Origin of the sequence: Anaerocolumna aminovalerica (assembly GCF_900115365.1) — a bacterium.
Taxonomy (GTDB): Bacteria; Bacillota; Clostridia; order Lachnospirales; family Lachnospiraceae; genus Anaerocolumna; species Anaerocolumna aminovalerica.
This window is the reverse complement of record NZ_FOWD01000036.1, coordinates 1-13,281: the sequence shown is the minus strand read 5'-3', so window position 1 is coordinate 13,281 and position 13,281 is coordinate 1. Positions and strand designations below refer to the sequence as shown.

The 13,281-nt window shown below is 31.9% G+C and carries 16 protein-coding genes; 4 read left to right on the top strand and 12 right to left on the bottom strand.

Features of this window, described 5'->3' with window-relative positions; genetic code table 11:
* Window positions 1-78: 78 nt before the first annotated feature.
* From BM183_RS16090 to BM183_RS16050, 9 genes are all read right to left on the bottom strand, one after another.
* Entirely contained in the window at window positions 79-1,560 is a 1,482-nt protein-coding gene (locus BM183_RS16090; protein WP_091687899.1) for an aldehyde dehydrogenase family protein, read from the bottom strand.
* Window positions 1,561-2,250: 690 nt separating this feature from the next.
* Complete coding sequence (locus BM183_RS16085; protein ID WP_091687898.1) at window positions 2,251-3,144, bottom strand: DUF2935 domain-containing protein; 894 nt, start codon at window positions 3,142-3,144, stop codon at window positions 2,251-2,253.
* A gap of 183 nt (window positions 3,145-3,327) precedes the next feature.
* A complete protein-coding gene (locus BM183_RS16080) occupies window positions 3,328-3,648 on the bottom strand; it encodes a rhodanese-like domain-containing protein (protein WP_091687897.1) in 321 nt (106 codons plus the stop codon).
* Window positions 3,649-4,036: 388 nt separating this feature from the next.
* A complete protein-coding gene (locus BM183_RS16075; protein ID WP_091687896.1) occupies window positions 4,037-4,468 on the bottom strand; it encodes a winged helix-turn-helix transcriptional regulator in 432 nt (143 codons plus the stop codon).
* An 83-nt stretch (window positions 4,469-4,551) separates the two neighbouring features.
* On the bottom strand, window positions 4,552-5,991 hold the full coding sequence (locus BM183_RS16070; protein ID WP_091687895.1) for a redoxin family protein: 1,440 nt from the start codon (window positions 5,989-5,991) through the stop codon (window positions 4,552-4,554).
* Between the two features lie 284 nt (window positions 5,992-6,275).
* On the bottom strand, window positions 6,276-6,671 hold the full coding sequence (locus BM183_RS16065; protein ID WP_091687894.1) for a hypothetical protein: 396 nt from the start codon (window positions 6,669-6,671) through the stop codon (window positions 6,276-6,278).
* Between the two features lies 1 nt (window position 6,672).
* Window positions 6,673-6,975: a DUF2089 family protein gene (locus BM183_RS16060; RefSeq protein ID WP_091687893.1), complete on the bottom strand. Its 303-nt coding sequence runs from the start codon at window positions 6,973-6,975 to the stop codon at window positions 6,673-6,675.
* A gap of 200 nt (window positions 6,976-7,175) precedes the next feature.
* Window positions 7,176-7,742: a chromate transporter gene (locus BM183_RS16055; RefSeq protein ID WP_091687892.1), complete on the bottom strand. Its 567-nt coding sequence runs from the start codon at window positions 7,740-7,742 to the stop codon at window positions 7,176-7,178.
* A 1-nt stretch (window position 7,743) separates the two neighbouring features.
* Window positions 7,744-8,316, bottom strand: a complete 573-nt coding sequence (locus BM183_RS16050; protein WP_091687891.1) for a chromate transporter — start codon at window positions 8,314-8,316, stop codon at window positions 7,744-7,746.
* A gap of 105 nt (window positions 8,317-8,421) precedes the next feature.
* Here BM183_RS16050 and BM183_RS16045 point away from each other — a divergent pair, with 105 nt between their 5' ends.
* Entirely contained in the window at window positions 8,422-9,306 is an 885-nt protein-coding gene (locus BM183_RS16045; protein ID WP_091687890.1) for a LysR family transcriptional regulator, read from the top strand.
* A gap of 66 nt (window positions 9,307-9,372) precedes the next feature.
* On the opposite strand, the gene BM183_RS16040 is transcribed toward BM183_RS16045, so the two are convergent.
* The 3 genes from BM183_RS16040 to BM183_RS16035 form a co-directional block, all read right to left on the bottom strand.
* On the bottom strand, window positions 9,373-9,930 hold the full coding sequence (locus tag BM183_RS16040) for a hypothetical protein (RefSeq protein WP_091687889.1): 558 nt from the start codon (window positions 9,928-9,930) through the stop codon (window positions 9,373-9,375).
* 18 nt (window positions 9,931-9,948) lie between these two features.
* Window positions 9,949-10,113 carry a DUF6132 family protein gene (locus BM183_RS20560; protein WP_139221542.1) on the bottom strand — a complete coding sequence of 55 codons (165 nt, stop codon included), beginning with the start codon at window positions 10,111-10,113 and terminating at the stop codon, window positions 9,949-9,951.
* 68 nt (window positions 10,114-10,181) lie between these two features.
* Window positions 10,182-11,054: an NAD(P)/FAD-dependent oxidoreductase gene (locus BM183_RS16035; RefSeq protein WP_091687888.1), complete on the bottom strand. Its 873-nt coding sequence runs from the start codon at window positions 11,052-11,054 to the stop codon at window positions 10,182-10,184.
* 247 nt (window positions 11,055-11,301) lie between these two features.
* Between BM183_RS16035 and BM183_RS16030 the strand changes: the two genes are divergently transcribed.
* From BM183_RS16030 to BM183_RS16020, 3 genes are all read left to right on the top strand, one after another.
* Window positions 11,302-11,493 (top strand): 4Fe-4S binding protein, encoded by a 192-nt coding sequence (locus BM183_RS16030; RefSeq protein ID WP_091687887.1) that lies wholly within the window; start codon window positions 11,302-11,304, stop codon window positions 11,491-11,493.
* Between the two features lie 92 nt (window positions 11,494-11,585).
* On the top strand, window positions 11,586-11,831 hold the full coding sequence (locus BM183_RS16025; RefSeq protein ID WP_091687886.1) for a rhodanese-like domain-containing protein: 246 nt from the start codon (window positions 11,586-11,588) through the stop codon (window positions 11,829-11,831).
* A gap of 118 nt (window positions 11,832-11,949) precedes the next feature.
* Window positions 11,950-13,056: a DUF6709 family protein gene (locus BM183_RS16020; protein WP_091687885.1), complete on the top strand. Its 1,107-nt coding sequence runs from the start codon at window positions 11,950-11,952 to the stop codon at window positions 13,054-13,056.
* Window positions 13,057-13,281: the final 225 nt, after the last annotated feature.

Here is a 13,281-nt window from a genome sequence, read left to right as displayed (position 1 = left end):
TGTTTTTGGCTTTTTAATAGAGAAACGCTTTATATTTTAATTAGATTCTACAAAATCATATTCTTACAGATCTATAAATTACTTAACATACATACCACCTGGTTTTTCAGATAAGTTTATAATAATATTCTTCATCTGTGTATAATGGTCTAAGATAACCTTATGGGTCTCTCTACCAATTCCGGATTCTTTATAACCACCAAATGGTGCGCCTGCCGGAAAGCTGTTATAAGTATTTACCCATACACGGCCTGTTCTGATTCCTCTTGCTACACGAATAGCTTTATTGAGTTCTCTTGTAAATACTCCCCCTGCCAGACCAAAATCACTGTCGTTTGCCATGGCTATTACTTCTTCTTCCGTCTTGAATTTAATAACTACTCCAACTGGTCCAAAGATCTCTTCTCTTGCTACTCTCATATTATTATTTACATCTACCAGAAGGGTTGGTTTCATAAAGTACCCATTTGCTGCATCACCTTCTATATATCTTTCACCACCGGTTGCAACTTTTGCTCCTTCTTGTTTACCAATCTCCACGTATCCGAGAATCTTTTTAAGCTGTTCTTCACTAACCTGGGCCCCCATCTGGGTATTCTTATCTAAAGGATTACCAACTTTCACTTTTTCAAAGGCTTTTACAGCTTTTTCTATAAATTCATCATAGAAATCTTCTTGTACAAATATTCTGGAACCAGCGGAGCAAACCTGACCTTGATTAAATAGGATTCCTAATTGAATTCCTTCTAACGCTATGTCTATATCTGCATCTTTGAAGAAGATATTAGCTGACTTGCCGCCTAATTCCAAAGTTGAAGGGATAATGTTCTGTGCTGCAGAAAGAGCAATTTTTCTTCCTATCTCGGTTGATCCAGTAAATGCAAGTTTATCAAGTCCTTTATGATGTTGTAGATAGTCTCCGCTCTTAGAGCCTTTACCAGTTATAAGATTAATAACACCCTTTGGTATTACATCCTGTGTTAATCTTATCAGTTCTAATACACTTAAAGAAGTATAACTGGATGGTTTAAATACAGAAACATCTCCTGCTGCTATAAGTGGAGCTAATTTCCAGGCTGCCATTAAGAATGGGAAATTCCAAGGAACGATCTGACCAACTACACCAATTGGTTCTCTTAATATCATAGTCAGTGTCTCTTCATTTACCATAGTTGCACTGCCTTCATCTGCTCTTATCACACCAGCAAAATATCTGAAATGATCCGCTGATAAAGGAATATCTGCCGCCATGGTCTCCCGTATTGGTTTACCGTTATCCATGGATTCTATAGTAGCAAGATATTCTTTGTTTTCATCAATAATATCTGCAATTTTATTTAAAATGGCTGCTCTTTCTGTAACAGTTGTCTTGCCCCATGTAGCAAAGGCTTCTTTAGCAGCATTCACAGCTGCATCAACATCATCATTGGAAGCATCAGCAATTTCAGCTAAGAACTCTCCTGTTGCAGGGTTGTAAGTTTTAATGGTGGCTCCATCAGAAGCATCTCTCCATTGTCCATTAATATATAATTTATATTTATCTTGTAATTTAATTTCCATAGTATATCCTCCTTGCTTGAAATCATTATTACTTGCTATATAAATATTGTATCACTTTAGTACAATTAGTCAATTTAAATAATAATTTAACGAAGTTTTTTGTATATTCTGTCAATTTCAAATTTGTTCCATTAATAATTCTATATTAATATAACTATTTATCACTTTAATGGAATAACTTTACATCTTATGATACAATCTTAACAAAATTCTTTAATTATAAAATGTATATGTAAGTGCTGATAAATAAATATTGAACTACAATAAGTAAAATGCGAGTATATTAAAATTGCCGATAAAAGTGGAAAGTTTGTTAATTAACATACCCTAAGGAAGAAAAACAATCTTTTTGGTCAATTGTATTAATGGGATAGGAAAATTTGTAGAAATATAACTTTTGCAGATATATAATATTAGATAGATTAATACCATCAAATTGTAAAAATATTTAGTATAATCTTGAATGGAGGATAATTTAATGATTTTATATATTTTTGGTCTGATAATAATTGGGTACATATTATATGCTGTTATTGCTGCAGCAGTAAAGAAAGGTGTAAAAGAAGCACTTTATTATCCCAACCATTTAATTCTCTTGAGTATTTACTAAGTATTATAAAATTACGCCACCTCTTTCATATTATAAGAACAAATCCTTAAATATGAGATGAGATGGCGTATTGTATCGAATTAACAGCGTAATAATCTTAAATAATGATTTGCTTCTCTTAATACGTGATCTGCAAGCAACGGTAATATAATGGACCGTATCTCACAATTATCAATCCCCTTCGTACCAGTTGCCTTAAAATCACGTAATTCTTTAGTTTTCTTAATGGTTTCATCGGTAATACTTTCTATTGTTTCATCAGTGGCACACCTTGCTTCTTCAAGAAGTTCTTCAAAATCTATTGCAAATTCATTGGAGGTTTTTATTAATTTGTTTTCTGTAGGATCTAATAATCCTCTAATAAATAAGGAGTGTTCCATCATAATTTGATTCCAGAATAATTCATCATCTCTTATATCTCTGTTATCGATATCCTTGCCGTGTTCTAATGCCACAACAAAGGAACGATAAAGCTTAGCTTCACGTAATATATGCTCGATTAACAGAGGGTAATTAAAAGTAAACATTTCACATTTTAATACTCTGCATATTATATCTTCTTTTAACTTAATTAATCCATTTAATAATTTAATGGCTTCCCGATTAATTTTTCTTACCTGTCCTGCAATATTAGGAGTAATACGTACATCTTTATCACATCTTAATTTTTCTTCTAATAAAGTAATTTTAGTATCAATTGGTATACCAGTTAATTTTTCTGTGTGTTTTTCAGCACTACAGGTAAATTCCGTTACAACTTCTCCAGATTCTAAAACAGGGCAACGTACAATTCCATCACTTAATATTACTACTTCACGTAATAGGTTTTCAAATCCATTTCTAAAAAAATCAGCTGCTTTTATAAAATCCTCATCTTTTTGTACAAATCCACCTTGTAGGAATAAGGAATGCTCTTTCATTATTCTTGAAAAAAACAGGTGTAATTCTAACGATTGTACAACATATCTTTGCATTATTAAACCCTTTCAGTTAATATTAGAAATATAATCTAATATACTATATGCCAAAAAAATGTTGTTGGTACTGAATTTTTGAAAAAACAATGTCAATTTTTTAATCATTTTATCATGTTCTGTCTTATAGTTAAAAATACAAGAAGCTGAGGCTTTTGAAATATGTCTTTTAGTATTATCCTTTTATTTTCTTTTACTTCCTGCATAAGAACTATATCCACCAGTAACATCAACAACATCATAACCTTGTTTGCTAAGTATGCTGCAGCATTGTCTGCTTCTGTTACCGGACTGACACATAATATAATAGGTTCTATCTTTATTTAAATACCTGTTAGCCCCTGACATTAATTCCATCATTGGTATATTTTTTGCCGTTTTTAATGCTCCACCTTTATACTCATATGGTTCTCTAATATCAATTAAATCTACTTTACCAATTAAATCATCCATATCATTTACACCAATTCTTTTTACATTGCTGCTTTTAAATAATCCAAACATCTTAATATCCTCCTGAATAAACATTAACTTTATGCTTACTAATTAGAAGCAATTTTATACTGCTTAATAATAATTTTGTATTAATAATAGAGATATTTTTAACTCTTTTCTGTAACTAGGTTACATTTTGTCATAACAGATATATTCCACCAGTTACTAAGGAACATTTACCTATAGATAATTACTACTTCCAATATAAATAAAAAGGATATTGCAAAATAAATATGTCATTCTGAGAGTGTTTCTTAAAGAATCTTACTTATAGATATTCTTCCTTTAAAATTCAGCATAGTTGAATTTACTCTCAGAATGACAGTTCTGCAACAGTCCCTATGTTAACCCTTCTTAGGTTTTATTATGAATATTTAGACTTTTTAATGAATCCCCATTAGCTAGGAGCGCATACATTGATTTCATCTTCTATAATTGTTTTGTTACAATGAGGGCAATAGTATTGGTGCACAATCTTGTGCCCGCATTCTGAATGGGTTAATTGTTTATAACACACTTTCAGATGTTTTTCGCCCCACATAATAATGCTGTAAAATATATCACCTAAATCTTTTCCGCTGTCTGTCAGCAGATATTCATAACGGGGAGGGTGATTTTGGTATAGACGGGTTGTTATCAATCCGTCGGCTTCCAAGCATTTTAGTCTTTCTGATAGTAAATTACTAGGAATCCCCTCTAAACCTTCCTGCATTTCTTTATAAGTTTTACGGCCTATCATTATTTGGCGTAATATAAGCAGCGTCCATTTGTCACCGATAATGTTCAACGTCTGTGCTACATTGCAAGGCAGGTTATATAAGTTTTTCATTTTATCCTCGATTCTGGCGCTTTAGCGCCTTTAGATAGCTATTTACTCCTTTTTTCTTCTAAGAGCAAATAATATCTATGGTACTAGTTTGTAGATTCTAAGGTTTGCTCTATTACACTTTCCATAATATCTTTTGTCATCATTCCGGGTATGTAACCCATCACATTACCCTCTTTATTGATCATGAATGTAGTAGGGAAAGCTGTTATATAGTAATTCATCAATATTTCCCCCGTTTCATCAAATACAGTAGGAAATTTATAACCATTTTCATCCAGAAACTCTAAAATTTCATCTTTTTCTTCATCTGAATTATGGGGATAATCCTTACTTTTTGGATTAGCAACTCCTAAAAATACTACTTCATCCTGATTTAAGTTATATTTCTGATATAGCTCCTCAATATCCGGCATCTCCTTTTTGCAAGGTCCACACCAGCTTGCCCAGAAGTTTAAGAATACCACTTTACCTTTATAATCCGAAAGAGTATGGGTATTGCCATATTGATCAGTCAATGTAAAATCATAAGCAGGAGGATATTCCGGCTTTTCTTCATTTTCCGTATTATCAGAATTTTTATCGGTATCTTGTGTGCTCTCATCAGGTAAAGAAGTATCTTCTTCCGTATTTACATCAGTTTTTGATGTATTATCTTTAGCAGTTGAATTATTCTTCTGATTGGAATCATCGCTATTATTTAAAGTATTATCATTGCCTAAAGAAGTATCTTCTCCGCTATCATTCTCTGTATGGTTTTCATTATAATCCGCCTCATTCTTTTGACGGTTAACAGTAAAAGAATTCAGATAACTTGAGATTCCATTCATCCATCCGGTAAATGTCATAATTCCCATTAGAATTAATATAATGCCCCCTGCTTTGATTGTATACTTAAGGAGTTTTTTCCTCTTTCTAAGAAAATCCAGTACTTGGGTAGTAAATAGCCCGAGAAGTAAGAATGGCAATACAAATCCTAAAGCATAGACCAATACAAGCATGTTACCCAACAGACCTGTTTTTGCACCGGAAGCCATAATTAATACGGAAGATAATGCCGGTCCTACACATGGAGTCCAGGCAAAACTAAAGGTAAATCCCATTATTAATGCCATAAGTGGATTGACATTCTTATTGGCTAAATTGATATGAATTTTTCGTTCCCTTTGTAAAAAGGAAAGATCAAATATTCCCAGCTGAAATAGACCTAATATAATAATGAGAATACCACCAACTCTGGTAAACAGCATCTTATTAGTATTAAAGAATTTTCCCAAAGCTGTAAAAGACATACCCAGGATAAAAAATGCAAAAGATATGCCTAAAATAAAAAATAAAGTATGAAAAAACACTTTCTTTCTTCCATATGTAATAATTCCATCTTCTTCTTTCTTCGCATTTCCTGCTAAATAACTCATATATACGGGTATTAGCGGGATAACACAGGGAGAAAAAAAGGAGATGATTCCTTCCAAGAATACAAGTATAAAACTTATACTGTCTGTTGCTACTAATCCTTCAAACATATATCTCTCCATTCTGATTTTTTTACAGTTTATCATAGTCACTTTATAAAATCAAGTCACTTTATTTTATTTTTTAACCAAAGATGGAATACAGTAGTTTATTTAATAGGATGGAGGGTATTGGAAGCGGCAAACAGATCAATAGGGATTCCATATCGCTTTGTTGGAAGCTGTCAATCGGTTTGTCAGATAGAAAAAGCCCGAATAGATAAAAATCTAATCGAGCATTTCATAAAAGCATAAGGAAGTTATATACATTTCCCACATTAAAAAGAAACTGTTTACTATTCCAAGTCCTGAATATTCATTTTTTCAAGTTCCTTTTTCCTTTTCAGATTTTCACGGCACCCATAATATATTGCCAAAAGAATAGCGGTTGGAATATTATACAATAAAAATACACTAATAGCCGTAATAATTATTGATATAATCTCTCCCTTATCTGCTGTGCTAATAACATTATTTATCACTTCTCCGTTTTCGGAAATGTATTGCTCCGTCACCGTAAATGTTGAAAAAGTTGTTATGCCTGAAACTGCCAGTATAGAAAAAATCAAGCAAATAAAAGGTAAGATCAGTCCTAACCATTTATTTTGTTTTTTCGATAAAAATATTTGTAAAGCTATTATACCGGATACAATTACCAAGAAAAAAATGATTGCGCTAATAGTTCTCTGCATATTACTCTGCCTCCCAATTCGTCTTTTTATATTCAGAAATTAAAATCTTAGCTGTATCAAAATCAATTTTTTCGTTTACGGCCAATCTTTTAATTAATGCAATATATGGTTCATTATTAGCATCCTCACTAATTTGTATCTTCTGTATAAGCTTATCTAAACGTAATCTAACTGTTGGATATGTAACATCATATTGCTTTGCCATTTCTTTTAGAGAACCTGAAACTAAAAGAAATTTTTTTATAAATACAATGTCTTCATCGTCAAGGTTTATCATCCATTCAGGTACAATGTTAATCGGCACAATTATCACTCCTTGTCTTTAATATAATTAAATATAACATTTAATTTTATTAAAGTCAATAGTGAATTTATTATTTGATTTTATTAAAGTGAATAGTAAAATTATTATTTAACTTTATTAAACAAGTATATTTTTAATATGTTTCTGACCTTCTCATTACTTTGGTAATCGGCAGTTGCTTCCTTATGCAGCCTTAGAATTTAAACTATAAACGAATAAACAGCTAACCCAATAATACCTGCTCCAATCATTACATAAATGGGATTGGCCTTCCATTTTCTAAGAATCACCAATGATATTGCAAATAGGATAACGGCTGTCACATCTAAATCAGCAAGTTTGGTTGAAATGCTGCTTCCATTCCAAAATGCCAATATGACCAGGGAAAAGCCTGCAGATGCTATCATAGCTGTCACAGCTGGTCTTAAACCGTTTAATACTCCCTTTACAACAGAAAGATTTCTGTATTTATAATAAATAAAGGCAAGAAAAAGTACAATTATGCAGGATGGAATAACACATCCAATCGTTGCTATAATTGCACCCGGTATACCTGCCACACGGATGCCTACAAAGGTAGAGGAATTTATTGCAATGGGTCCCGGAGTCATCTGAGATATAGTAATAACATCTGCAAACTCATTCATAGTAAGCCAATGATTGATATCCACAACCTGATTTTGAATCAATGGCATAGCAGCATAACCCCCGCCTATACTAAACAGACCAACCTGAAAGAAACTCCAAAACAGTTTTAAATAAATCATTCTATTTACCGCCTTCTCTTTTATGCTGATTCAAAAATACTTCTGCTGCTCCAATGATACCGCTAATTAAGATTAGTAAAATAACACTTACATTAAAAAAGAAAGCAGCTATAAATACTCCTGTCATTACTGCCACCGGGATTATTTTTTTCTCTTTAAAAAGTTCTATGGCCATACTGATTACCACATCAATAATAACTGCTGCTACACCTGCCTGCATGCCTCGAAGTACATAATTAACTATAAGGCTTTCCTGAAAAGCAGTATAGGCTAATGAAATGATAGATAAAGTAATAAACGGCGGCAATACGGTGCCTATAATTGTTATTACAGCACCAAATATACCGGCTAAACGATATCCAATGAGTATGGCTGCATTTACTGCTATAGCCCCCGGTGAAGATTGGGCAATGGCAGTTAAATCAAGCATTTCTTTTTCTTCAATCCAATGATATTGTTCCACAAACTTCTTTCTCATTAAAGGAATGATTACGAATCCCCCTCCAAATGTAAAAGCACTTAAAGAAAAAGTGGAAGAAAATAATTTTAAGTAGAATTTAATGTTTTTTTCCATGTCTTTACCTCCTAAGTTATTATAGTCCTTGTAAAAACATATGTAAAATATTAAAATGTTATATTATCTATAACTATTTACTTATGTATATAGAAGGAGGAAATTATGACTTTACGTCACATGAAAATATTTGTAATTGTTTGTCAGGAAAATAGTATTACACAGGCATCTAAGAAATTATTCATTTCACAGCCTGCAATCAGTGGTGCAATTAAAGAAATGGAAGATTATTATGGTGTAAAATTATTTGACCGTATTTCAAAAAAAATATACCTTACCGAAGTTGGAAAAACAGTACTGGATTATGCCCTTCATATCACCTCTATGTTTGAGGAATTAGAAACCAAAGTTCGTAATTCTGACACCATAGGCTCTCTTCGAATTGGTTCCAGTATTACAATTGGTAATCAGCTCATGCCCAAATACATAAAACATTTCTCAGAGAAATTTCCAGACATACAAACCTATGTAACTATAAACAGTTCTGATATTATAGAAGATTTAATATTAAGTAACGAATTAGACATTGGACTGATTGAAGGCTTGGTTCATTCAGATAACATAATATCAAAATGTTTTCTTAAGGATGAACTAATTGTTATTTGTGATATTAATAATCCATTATTAGAAAAAGAAGAAATAACCATAAAAGATTTGAAGACCCAGAGGTTTATTATGCGGGAAAAAAATAGCGGTACCCGTGAACTTGTAGAATCACTATTACTACTTCATGGTCTTACCATTGTACCAATATGGGAAAGTACAAGTACTGCAGCCATTATAAATGGTGTGTCTGACGGAATAGGTATATCTGTACTGCCACATATACTTGCAGAAAATCATATGAAAGAAAATAGAATAAAAAGACTTCATATAAAGGATCTTAATCTTCAAAGAGAACTTTATATCATTTACCATAAAAAGAAGTTTCTTACGAAAACTTCTATGGAATTTATTAATATGTGTATGGAAGATACCCAAATACAATAGACGGTGTTACAGAAAAATCAGAAGATTCTTAAACCTCTGTTTAAGAATCTTCTTTAATCAATATTATTATTTTTTAAGAATCACATCCGAAATAGTTGCTATTGGACAAACGGTACACCAGGTTCTGGGCTTATATAGTAATCCTAATACCAAACCTAATATTGTAGTTGTCATCATCATGGAATAAAATCGATATGCCAGATGTGTTACCCATGGGGCTATTTCAATCATATCAATAAGCTGGGGCATTTTAAATGGAATTGGAATTATAATAAGAAATCTTAATATTTCCATCGCCGGTTTTATCCCTCTGGCAACAGCAATTGTTGACATAGTTATAAAGCTTAAACTAATTCCAAAGTATAGTAACATAATCCACTTCATATTCCCCTTAATGAAGAAACGTGGAGTATTTCTTGATTTCCATTTCTTTGTTTTCCCTATGGTTGTATAAAGGCTTGACCTTGGGCAGTAACCTTGACACCAAGTTTTTCTTTGATTTTTAATTAATAAAATTATAGGAAGAGTCATACAGATAAATCCCAATAATGCAAAATGAATATTGACAATTCCTAATGTAAAAAAAGTAAGTGTGAAAAGAAATAAATATTTATTATTACGCATATCATACCTCATCAAAAATTATAATGTACTGCTAAGTAAGAATCCCATTAATGCACCATATATGGTTGAATTATATGGGTTGGAAGTGATTTTACATCTGCCATTTGGACAACCGGCTTTTTTATAATAAAGATATCCTAAAATTCCTCCAATGACGGTTCCTAATATTAATTTTAATAACATAACTTTATCCCTCAAATATTGATGCATTCTTTTTGTCTAAATATTTTGAACCCGTTTATATTCAAATTTTATGCACTCTTTTTATTTATTCTTCTTATATACTTTATAATGTCATTACCGGCTTTGGCGCCTTCATATACCGCTTTGGATATCTGCAGCAGCCCTCCAGTACAATCTCCAGCTGCATAAAGCCCCGGTATATTCGTTGCCATATTCCCATCAACAAGAATCTTATTATTCTCTGTATTGGCGCCGATTTTTTTAGCAAGATCCGTACTTCCTGCTACTCCTGCTGCCACAAACAAGCCTGATATATTCATAAAGTTGCCATCTTGAAAGATCACCTTTTCTAAAACCTCACTACCTGAAAATTCTTCGATTACATGGGTATTCACTTTAATCTTAGCTGGTATTTCTGCAGCTAATTCTTTACCATTAGTAAGAATGGTAACGGACTTTGAAGTTGGCAGCAGCTCAAGTGCTTCATGTAAAGCATATTCACCATTTCCTAATACTGCAACGTCTTTTCCTCTATAGAAAAATGCATCGCAAACGGCACAATAACTGACACCGTGTCCCTCATATTCTTTCAAACCTTTTATTTTAGGTTTGGTACGGGAAGTTCCGGTAGCAATAATTACACTATCCCCAGAATATTGCCTGTCTTTTGTTAATACTATAAATTTGTCACTATAAGATAAACCAACAACTTCATCTGAAATAATTTTGACCCCTAATCTTTTTGCTTGTTCCATTCCATCTTCAATTAACTGTTTGCCGGATATGGGATTTGGAAAACCATAATAATTCTCTATTTTTGCTGCTTTTAACAAAGCACCATAGTCTTTACCTATAATAGTAGTATCAATGCCTGCCCTGGTTGTGTATAATGCAGCAGAAATACCTGCCGGGCCATTTCCTATAATAACTACATTTGACATGGTAATATCCTCCTTCTGTGTTTTATCAGTCTAGATAATTATAATAATAATGGATTTTAAGTTCTGTGATAAAATCACAGTTTACATAACTTTTAAAACAAATAATATTAGATTTTGAAAATGAAGAAGAAATAATAAATGATTAAATTTACTGAACTAAAAGAATGAATTATTTATATTAAAGAGAGCAAATAAATATATTTATTAAGAAATATATTTTATTATGTATATAAAGGAGTTAAATACCATGAATCAAAAAACATTAAAAGTAATTACAGAAAATTGCCCCCAAAATCATCTTTGTCCATCTGTACTCATCTGTCCGGTAGAAGCCCTAAAGCAGGAACGCTACAAAGCTCCAACTGTAGACCAGGAGGCTTGCATCCGGTGCGGTAAATGTATCAACTTCTGCCCTCGCAAGGCATTAGTACTGGTATAAAATAGGATTAATTATGTATTTATAAGCCAAAATATATATATTAAAATTACTATATATAATAGACAAAATACAATAGAAAAAGGATTTTTAAAATGCGAAAAAAACTATTCCTAATATTATCACTGACATGTACCCTTATTATAATGGCCGGTTGTGGGAAAAAAGATGAAAAAACTACTCACACCACTATAAGTGCAATAGAAGCCAAGAAAATGATGGATGAGAATAGGGATATCATCATTTTGGATGTAAGAAGCCAAGAAGAATATCAAGAAGGCCATATAGAAGGTGCCATCCTTACTTCTGGCGCTTCAGCGCCTTTTCAGCTTTCCAAATAGGCTAAATTTACTCTTGACATTCTATATTAATTCATATACTTTATTCTATGGCGTAGTAAATATTACCATTAGTATAATAGAAGGGATTCAAGGTCATAAACCTTGAAAGGGTCAAATTATGTTGGAATTATTAAAAAAGCAATCGATAAAACAGAGTAGAAAGATTATAGGATTTTCAATCGGTGCCATGATTCTTATTCTTATCCTATTTGGTTCAAGTTTTATAAAGAACTTCAAAGGGCCGGTAGATTTAAATTCATTATCACTTGATGAGATTCCAAATTCCTATGTTGAATATGATATTGATTTTATTTATGATGTATTCGCAGAAAAATATAATGAATATGAAGATGGGCGACAAGAATCCACAGATATGTATTATATCATCACATTAAGTCAAGAAAAAATTATTGCTTTACATGTGGATAAGAAGCACTTTTACACCACACAAAAACTCTATGAAGATAGTTATGACTATATTACTCAAACAACTTTAGAACCTCCTGCCACTTGGAAAGTAAAAGGAACCATCAATAAATTAGATGAAAAACCTCTGGAATATTACAATAGTTATTTCTCAGAAGCAACCAGTTTTACCCCGGAAGAAATTGAAGCTTTAACAATGCCTTATGTTTTAGAAGTAGGTTATGTGGGTAAATATGATTCCTTTATGATAAATATAGCTTTTGTACTTTTCATTATTCTCCTTTCATGTATTCTACTTATTCTGTTTCAGGGATTAAGCGGAATATACATAAATCCGATTAAAAAATACATAAAAAAACATTCAGATAGTGTTAATATTGAAAGATTGGAAGCCGATTATCTAAATGGTAAATCCATTGATAACGTAAAAGTAGGCCAAAACTGGACCTTCTTCTTCAATGGATTAAGAGCACACGTTGTTAAAAACGAAGATCTTATATGGATCTACCGCCAAGAAAGAACACATAGGTTTTATGGGTTAAATATTTATCAAATGAAATCATTAATCATGCTTACTAAGGATAAGAAAAAACACATTGCTACTTTAAAAGATGCTTATGATATTGATTATGTAATAGAAACTCTTTCTCAGGATCATCCTCATATAGTAACTGGATATTCTGACGAATTAGCGAAATGCTTTAAAAAAGACTATGAAACCTTCATCAAAATACCATATGCTAATGAAAATAATACTGATAATAACCAAGAAAGTGCAACTACTAGTGAAGCAGAATAAAAATTTGTTGCAGTAGGACGCTCAATGTCGTCAACTTAAGGACACTACCGTCATATTGTATATTTATTTATAGGTGTTTTGGTTAAAATGCGAATTGACAAACAAATGTTCCCTTCAAAATTTTATTAGATACATTTTATCTATTAAATTTTGGAGGGATTTTTATGTCTATTCGTAATAACTTAAAGGATTTTTTTCAAGAAATGAATACTCTTCTTACTTCTA

Coding starts and splice junctions, on each gene's coding strand:
- BM183_RS16045 (WP_091687890.1), top strand. CDS start 8,422: ATGACTTTACGTCACATGAAAATATTTGTAATTGTTTGTCAGGAAAAT.
- BM183_RS16090 (WP_091687899.1), bottom strand. CDS start 1,560: ATGGAAATTAAATTACAAGATAAATATAAATTATATATTAATGGACAA.
- BM183_RS20560 (WP_139221542.1), bottom strand. CDS start 10,113: ATGTTATTAAAATTAATATTAGGAACCGTCATTGGAGGAATTTTAGGA.
- BM183_RS16050 (WP_091687891.1), bottom strand. CDS start 8,316: ATGGAAAAAAACATTAAATTCTACTTAAAATTATTTTCTTCCACTTTT.
- BM183_RS16055 (WP_091687892.1), bottom strand. CDS start 7,742: ATGATTTATTTAAAACTGTTTTGGAGTTTCTTTCAGGTTGGTCTGTTT.
- BM183_RS16085 (WP_091687898.1), bottom strand. CDS start 3,144: ATGCAAAGATATGTTGTACAATCGTTAGAATTACACCTGTTTTTTTCA.
- BM183_RS16075 (WP_091687896.1), bottom strand. CDS start 4,468: ATGAAAAACTTATATAACCTGCCTTGCAATGTAGCACAGACGTTGAAC.
- BM183_RS16070 (WP_091687895.1), bottom strand. CDS start 5,991: ATGTTTGAAGGATTAGTAGCAACAGACAGTATAAGTTTTATACTTGTA.
- BM183_RS16040 (WP_091687889.1), bottom strand. CDS start 9,930: ATGCGTAATAATAAATATTTATTTCTTTTCACACTTACTTTTTTTACA.
- BM183_RS16025 (WP_091687886.1), top strand. CDS start 11,586: ATGCGAAAAAAACTATTCCTAATATTATCACTGACATGTACCCTTATT.
- BM183_RS16035 (WP_091687888.1), bottom strand. CDS start 11,054: ATGTCAAATGTAGTTATTATAGGAAATGGCCCGGCAGGTATTTCTGCT.
- BM183_RS16080 (WP_091687897.1), bottom strand. CDS start 3,648: ATGTTTGGATTATTTAAAAGCAGCAATGTAAAAAGAATTGGTGTAAAT.
- BM183_RS16020 (WP_091687885.1), top strand. CDS start 11,950: ATGTTGGAATTATTAAAAAAGCAATCGATAAAACAGAGTAGAAAGATT.
- BM183_RS16065 (WP_091687894.1), bottom strand. CDS start 6,671: ATGCAGAGAACTATTAGCGCAATCATTTTTTTCTTGGTAATTGTATCC.
- BM183_RS16030 (WP_091687887.1), top strand. CDS start 11,302: ATGAATCAAAAAACATTAAAAGTAATTACAGAAAATTGCCCCCAAAAT.